The organism is Nonomuraea sp. NPDC049637 (assembly GCF_040675235.1).
Taxonomy (GTDB): domain Bacteria; phylum Actinomycetota; class Actinomycetes; order Streptosporangiales; family Streptosporangiaceae; genus Nonomuraea.
Window position 1 is genome coordinate 1 of sequence record NZ_JBFAOM010000104.1, and the last position, 7010, is coordinate 7010.

The 7010-nt window shown below is 67.8% G+C and carries 5 protein-coding genes and 2 pseudogenes; 3 read left to right on the top strand and 4 right to left on the bottom strand.

All coding sequences use genetic code 11. The annotated features are described in order from the left end of the window. The first annotated feature begins 448 nt into the window (after window positions 1-448). Both AB0J71_RS49455 and AB0J71_RS49460 read left to right on the top strand, forming a co-directional pair. Window positions 449-1099 (top strand): MOSC domain-containing protein, encoded by a 651-nt coding sequence (locus AB0J71_RS49455; protein WP_364421344.1) that lies wholly within the window; start codon window positions 449-451, stop codon window positions 1097-1099. A gap of 61 nt (window positions 1100-1160) precedes the next feature. Next, a complete protein-coding gene (locus AB0J71_RS49460; protein WP_364421346.1) occupies window positions 1161-2105 on the top strand; it encodes an IS982 family transposase in 945 nt (314 codons plus the stop codon). On the opposite strand, the gene AB0J71_RS49465 is transcribed toward AB0J71_RS49460, so the two are convergent. The 4 genes and pseudogenes from AB0J71_RS49465 to AB0J71_RS49480 all read right to left on the bottom strand — a co-directional run. Beyond that, window positions 2102-2596, bottom strand: coding sequence for a hypothetical protein (locus tag AB0J71_RS49465; RefSeq protein ID WP_364421348.1), 495 nt, complete (start codon window positions 2594-2596; stop codon window positions 2102-2104). The two genes, AB0J71_RS49460 and AB0J71_RS49465, sit on opposite strands and share 4 nt — an antisense overlap. 232 nt (window positions 2597-2828) lie before the next feature. Next, window positions 2829-3859, bottom strand: a pseudogene (locus AB0J71_RS49470) (IS5 family transposase). 10 nt (window positions 3860-3869) lie between these two features. Beyond that, window positions 3870-4415: a hypothetical protein gene (locus tag AB0J71_RS49475; RefSeq protein WP_364421352.1), complete on the bottom strand. Its 546-nt coding sequence runs from the start codon at window positions 4413-4415 to the stop codon at window positions 3870-3872. A 1093-nt stretch (window positions 4416-5508) separates the two neighbouring features. Beyond that, window positions 5509-5931, bottom strand: a pseudogene (locus tag AB0J71_RS49480) (DUF4158 domain-containing protein); the annotation flags it as partial. A gap of 124 nt (window positions 5932-6055) precedes the next feature. On the opposite strand from AB0J71_RS49480, the gene AB0J71_RS49485 reads away from it, so the two are divergent. Further along, on the top strand, window positions 6056-7010 hold a 955-nt coding region (locus tag AB0J71_RS49485), incomplete at its 3' end, for a hypothetical protein (protein WP_364421350.1).

A 7010-nucleotide genomic window follows, 5' to 3' on the forward strand; every position in this document is an offset into this window, starting at 1 on the left:
TTCTGGCCTGGTCCCACTACCGACGCCTCCATCAGACCCGCGCCAGGGCCAGCCACTACAGAAGACATCGGCTGAAACATTCTGAAAGCTCGCTGTAGTACTAGGGCCTGTACGGAGTTCGGATCTCTTGACTGGTCGGAGGCTTCGGGTTCCCACAAGACGGCTCCACGTAGACGCGGGCCGGCCAGATGACTGTCGGACATCTTGTCGAACCGGAAGGCCAGCCCACACCACTCCTTCATCCGGTTGACCCAGCGTTCGGCCGCGTCGCGCCGCTTGTAGCGATCGGGATCATGGTGATCGGCCGGCCGACTGTGCTGCCTGGATCGGCGGATCAGGCGGCTGAAAACACCTCCAGATCCGCGGAACACTGCCTAGATGATCGATTCCAAGGGCTGGCAGGGAAATGAGTCGCCCCGGCGTGCAAAGGTCGGTACCCTCGCGCGGCATGAAGCTGCTCTCCGTCAATGTCGGCAAGCCTCGACCCAACCCTTGGAAGGGCCTCAGTGCGACAGGCATCGACAAGCGGCCTGTTGATGGTCCGGTCGCCGTCATTGCACCCGGTCCCAAGGGCACCGGCGAGGTCGGTCTCGTAGGCGACCGCGTCTACGACGTGAAGCACCATGGCGGTTCCGATCAGGCCATCTACGCCTATGGCCGCGAGGATCTCGACGGGTGGGAGGCCGAGCTGGGTAGGCCGCTTGCTAACGGCGTCTTCGGGGAGAACCTCACGACTCTCGGCCTCGATGTCAACGGCGCCCTGATCGGCGAGCGTTGGCGCATCGGGCCGGATGTTGTCCTGGAGGTGTCGTGCGCGAGGATCCCATGTGCGACGTTCCAGGGATGGCTGGAGCGAGAGGGCTGGATCAAGCGGTTTACCCAGGCCGCGGTTCCGGGCGCCTATCTGCGCGTGATCGAGCCGGGAGACATCCGGGTTTCCGACCCGGTCGAGATTGTGCACCGGCCCGACCACGACGTGACCGTCGCACTCGTCTTCCGCGCGATGACACTCGAGCCGGACCTACTGCCGCGGCTGCTGGTCGCTGACGCGCTGCCCGAGGAGGAAAGGGAACTGGCCCGCAGGCGCTCGACCGCGTAAATGATCGATTACTTCAGGAGATCGTCTGCACGCATGAGACGAGGGAGTCCAACGTCAGTGTGTGAAGACAGAGCTGGACTCCCTCGCGACCGCACTTTACGTCAAGACCGACGATCTACTGAAGGATTCGCCGCAGCTCGCCCCCTGGCGGCCAGCCGTGGGCATCACGCCACAGCTCAGCGATGCCGAGCTGGTCACGTTGGCGATGATGCAAGCAATGCTCGGCTTCACCTCCGAGGCCCGGTGGTTGCGACACGCCCGCGCTCACCTGCGGCATCTGTTCCCTTACCTGCCCCAGCAGTCCGGCTACAACAAACGGCTACGCAAGGCCGCCGAGCTCATCCGGTGCGTCACGCGCACGCTGGCGGTCGACACCACGCTGTGGAGCGACGACGTGTGGGTTGCGGACTCGACACCGGTGGAGTGCGGCCGCTCCCGTGAGACCGTTAAACGCTCCGACCTCGCTGGATGGGCGCAGTACGGGTACTGCGCCAGCCACACGCGCTACTTCTGGGGACTGCGGCTGCATCTGGTCTGCACCCTGCACGGCCTTCCCGTCGCCTTCGCGCTGACCGGCGCGAAAGCCGACGAGCGCGAGACACTGTTGGACCTGCTCGCCATCGAGCCCCAGCTCGTCGCCGACCGACCCGGTCAGACGCTGATCGGCGACAAGAACTACTTCGGCCGCGAGTTCGAGCAGCAGCTGGCCGAGCTTGGCATACGACTGCTGCGGCCGACCCGCAAAGGCGAGGCCGAGCGGGCCGGATCCCAGCTGTTCAAGCCGTTACGGCAGGTCATCGAGTCGGTCAACGAAACCTTCAAAGGCCAACTCGACCTCGAACGACACCGCGGCCGCACTCCCCGAGGCGTGGCCGTCCGCGTCCTCCAGCGCATCCTCGCGCTCACCGCCGCGATCTGGCACAACGATCACACCGGCCAGGCGGTCATGCGGTCATGCGAGCCCTGGCCGCATACGACCACTAAACCCTTGGAATCGATCATCTAGGAATAGTCGAAGACCCACGTGTGCACGCCCGAACCGCCAGATTCGCGGGGGTTGTACTCGACGAACACCTCGACGGTGTGATCCGAGAACTCTTTCCTCAGCCCGGGCATTTGCGGCCCATCGATCTCCTCGAAGGGCTCCACATACCGCCAGCCTTCCCGACGCATGACCGCCAATGAATCCTGAACATGCTGGGCATCATCCGCCACCGTCACGACCACGCTGGCGGTCGGTAAGGGCACAAGGTCAGGACGAGGTTCGAACTGGCAGTTGTCCTCACGATCGATCGCTTTGACCGAATCCGCACGGAACGCCCGGGCCAGCAACGGGGTCACTTCCTTCTCCAGCACGGGACGCTGCTGCGTCACCCGAATCTTGCACATTGCCAGATCCATCGCGGCGAATCCGTAAATGGATACAAAGATCAGCACTGCGACCGTCAAGACCACGTTCACCGCCGAGACCACGACCGCTATCATGATCATCTTCACGGGCACAGTGTGCCACTCACGCTCCGGCCATGCCATCCAGTCAGATCAAATGGTCCATCCCGGGCGCGACTCAGTCATCGTGGCCTGCAGCGCACCATGCTGGTCGCCTGCGCCACCAGCAGCCGCGCCGCCCTGGTGCGGCGGCCACCGTCTCGTCGGCGCCATGGTCGTCGGTTCCATCGGCAGTGCTCGCCGAGATCCACGAACCGGCCCTATAGCCTGTACGGAGTTCTCATCTCCAGACTGGCCGGAGGCTTCGGATCCACAGGACGGCCCCGCGTAGGTACAGACCGGCCAGATAGCTGTCGGGTGTCTTGTCGAACCTGAAGGCCAGCCCACGCCACTGTTTGATCCGGTTGATGCAGCGTTCGGCCGTGTTGCGCTGCTTGTACAGATCAGGATCATGGGTGACCGGCCGGCCGCCGGCAGATCCGCGCTTCTTGCGGTTGGCCGCCTGGTCGGCCTTCTCCGGGATGACCGCCTTGATCCCGCGTCGGCGCAGGTAGGCGCGGTTGCCGCGCGAGGAGTACGCCTTGTCGGCGGCCACCGCGCCCGGCCGGGTGCGCGGACGGCCGATCGGCAGTCGGATCTTGATGCGCTCCAGCACCGGGCGGAACTGCGGGCTGTCTCCGGCCTGGCCGACGGTCAGGACGAAAGACAGCGGACGACATCGACCATCGGCCGCCAGATGCACCTTGCTCGTCAGGCCACCCCGTGAGCGGCCCAGCTTGGCCGCCTTCAACCGGAACCGGTAGCGGCGTCGCAGCCGTCGCTGCTTGCTCCCCGCGTCGTCGTCCCCGTCGTCGTTGTCGCTGTTCTCTTCATCGCCGGGATCGCCGGGATCGCCGTCGGGGGCGTTTTGCCCCTTTGGCGAAGCCCCCTTTCCTTCTCGAAGGCTTCTTCCAGCGCTGCGCTCAGCTCACCGTCCAAGACCATCCCGGCGGCATGATGGTGGGCGCGGGCAGTGGTGGAGTCGACGCTGACCAGGTCGAGGTCGGCCTGTCCCCGAGCTGCGGCTTCGGCGATCACGGCGTGCATCAACTGCTCGAACACCCCGTCCAGTGCCCAGGTGCGGAACCGGTCGTAGGCGGTGGACCACGGCCCGTACTCCTGCGGCAGGTCACGCCACGGGCTGCCGGTACGAAACCGCCACATCACCGCATTGAACAGCCGCCGCAGATCCGGGATCGGACCCCGCTCGCCCAGCGGTAAGCGAGGCTCGATCAAGGACCATTCTTCGTCGGTGAGGTCTCCACGTGCCATGTTCGATGGCCTACCAGTGCGGCTGGCCGTACCGCAGGCAATCCCTCTGATCCCAACTCCGTACAGGCTCTAGCAGTGTGCCGTAGGTGAACACGGTCAACACGTACCGGCCGAGCGATTCCTTGATCTTCGTGTCGGAGCCGGAAGCGGGCCCGAAGTGGTGATGCCAGCCGAGTTGGTAGGCAGTGCGAGTGAGGATGTCGAGCAGATCGCGCTGCGGGAGCCGGTTGTGCACGGCCTCCTCCAACTTGAGCGCCTCGGTGTTGCGCTCGGCGCCCTTGCGGCGGCGCAGGAGCGGGCGGCCGTCCTCCAGCACGAGATCGGTGTTGCCGGGGTAGCCGGCGTCGACCGCCGCGGCGGTGTCGGCGAGCAGCTTCTTGTAGTGGCCGGTCAGCTCCGCCGGGTCGGTCGGCAGGCCGGCTTCGGCGCAGAACTCCTCGGATAGCGGCTGGCATTCCTGCCAGGACATGAGCTGGTCGTGCAGGTTGGCGTAGGAATCCGACCCGGCCACGGCGATGTCGCCCGAGCGCAGTTCGGCCGCGAGGTAGGAGAACACGCAGACCCAGGTGCCGGCGCACCAGCATTCCCGGACGGTCTGAATCCTTCAGAATCTTCCGCCACATCACCGAGGCGAACGCGTCCACGTTGACCAATAGCGTCACAGATTCCGGGACACCGTCCGGGTCTGCCCGCTCCACAGTGATGTGCTCGGGGACGAACGCGGAGCGGGCACCGCGCTGGGCCTTCAGGTATTCCACCGCGTCCATGACGCTGCGGTCGGCGTTGGTCGACTCCAACTCGATCGAGTCGATCAAGGTGAACAGGGCCGAGCGGTGCGATCGGTAGTGCTGGTCCAGCAGCGGCAGGTAGTTGTTACCGTGATGGGCCGACACCGCCTCGTGCGCGGCCGCCAGCGCGTCCAGCCCGCCACCCTGCTCAAGCGCCTTCAGCGCCAGGCGGCCAGCTCGTTCAGCCACCTCCTGCCCGTGGTCACCTGCGCTGCTCCGGGTGTGCGCCGGGACATCGGCGTCCGCCGGTCCGACCTGGTGTTGGTCGGGGTCGAGCGCCTCGCGGACGCTGTCCAGGACGTCGCCGAACACGCCGAGAAGTCGTTCGGATTCCGCGCGGTGCATCTCGCGCAGCGTCTCCAGTTGATCGCGGCCCTTCTTGTGGATCGCGGCCATGCGCTTGCAGAACATCGTCACCACGTCGTCGCGGACCCCGGTCCGCACCGTGTGCAGCAGGCTGACGATCAGCGTCAGCCGCTTGTCCTCGTCCAGCACCTTGCGCAGATCGGCGACGTCGGTGACGCGCGCCTCGCCCGCGAAGTGCGCGATCTTCCCTGGAGGGACATCCTTCAGCCACTCCTCGGTCGAGCCGAGCGCGTCCAGGTTCTGCAGGAATGCCAGGCGTCCCTTGAACTTGCCCAGCGAAGCGGCCTGCGCCACGTCCTTCAGCCCGTCGTACTCGCTGCGCCGCGTGACCGGATCGACCACCAGCAGCCTGGTCAGCCTCGCGCGAGCAGCGACATCGACCCGGCCCGCCACGAGCGTGAAGAATCCGCGGTTCACCTCGGTACGGATCGTCTTGGTCAACTCGTCCAGCGTCGTGTAGCCCGGCAGCTCGCACTGCGCGCGGACCAGCTCCTCCAGCGCCACGTTGATCAAGTCGGCCGGGTCGTCCTTCCCCTGCGCCGCCTTACGGATCGCCGCAGCAGCTACCGCCCGCACCCCGGCTCCGTCGTATGTCACGCCCATCCGCGTACGCACGAAGCTCCGATGCCGCTTGGCCGACCGCTCGGCCGCTTCAGCCAGAACAAGTCCCTCCGGCAGCCCGACCACGCCGCGAATGTGATCAGCCACCACCGTTGGGACATCAGCCAGCTTCGGGAAATACCCGAGCCGCTGATACGCCTTCAACCACACCAGCAGCGCCAGCAGATGCTGGTCATCCTGCGACTTGCCGCGCGCCCACTCCACCTCGTCGGCCGCGGGGGTGAACACCTCCGCCAGCTCCCGCGCTGACACCGCCCGCACGAACCTCGGGTAAGCCGTGCGGCCGATCAACGCCACCCGAACCCCTGGTAACCATCACCAATCAGCGTGAAAGCCAAGATCCTAACGGCTGATCAAGCCCGCGGCCCGTTTCTGCCGTATTCCGGTGGCACCCCTCGCGGGACAGCTCGGGGTCCCTTCCGTGGACGAACTGTCCGATCCTGGTCCCGCGGCGGACGTCGCGGACGGGGGAGTGGTGCCGGAGCCGCTGTCCGGCCGGGTGGAGGAGACAGTCGCCGCCGAGCGCGCCGCGCGTACCCGCGCCGCCGGGCGGCGGGCCTGCCGGTACTGCGGCGGCGCCCTGCCGCCGGGCAAGCGCGCCGACGCGCTTGACTGCAGCCCCGATCACCGCACCCGCTACCACCGCGAGCGCGTCCCGGCCGAGACCGCCGCCGCCCGCGACAGCGGGCAGGTGCGTCTGGAACAGGCCCAGGCCGTACTCGGGCCGCTGGCCGACCAGATCGCCGCGGTGGCGGCCGGGCTGCGCGCCGATCTGGAGCAAGCCGTCGCCGACACGATCGCGCAGGCCCAGGCCGCCCGCGCCGACGCCGCGCAGGCGCGCCGCGAGAAGAACGAGGCCGACACCCGCGCCGAGCTGGCCGACCGCCGCGCCCAGGCCGCCCGGGAGAATCAGCAGGCCGCCGAGCGGGAGCAGCGCCGCGCCGAGCGGGAGGCCAACAGCAAGGTAGACGCGGCCAAGGAGGATGCCCGCGGCGCCTGGGCCCAGGTGGCCGAGCACGAACGCGCCCGGGGCGCGGCCGAGCAGGCCCGCGACAACGCGCTGCGCGAGCGGGAGCAGGCCGAGGTCGAGCAGCAACGGACGGCCGCCCTGCTGGAGGAGGCCCGGCGCGAGCTCGACCGGCTGCGCGCCGCCGCAGAAGAGCACGCCCGGCACGCCGAGACCCTGCGGTCCGCGGCCGCCGAGGCCGACCTCGCCCGCGAGCGTGCCGAGCACGACAGCCGCCAGGCCCAGGCCCGGGCCGAGACCGCCGAAGGCCGCGCCGAGACCGCCCGGCAGGAGGCGACCGAGGCGCGTTTGGCCCTGACCGCCGCCCAGGGCGAAGCCGCCGCCGCCACCCGGCTGCAGGCCCGCGCCG

What these genes read in the sequence shown, in the direction of transcription:
- AB0J71_RS49455 (WP_364421344.1), top strand. Translation starts at nt 449, where the DNA reads ATGAAGCTGCTCTCCGTCAATGTCGGCAAGCCTCGACCCAACCCTTGG.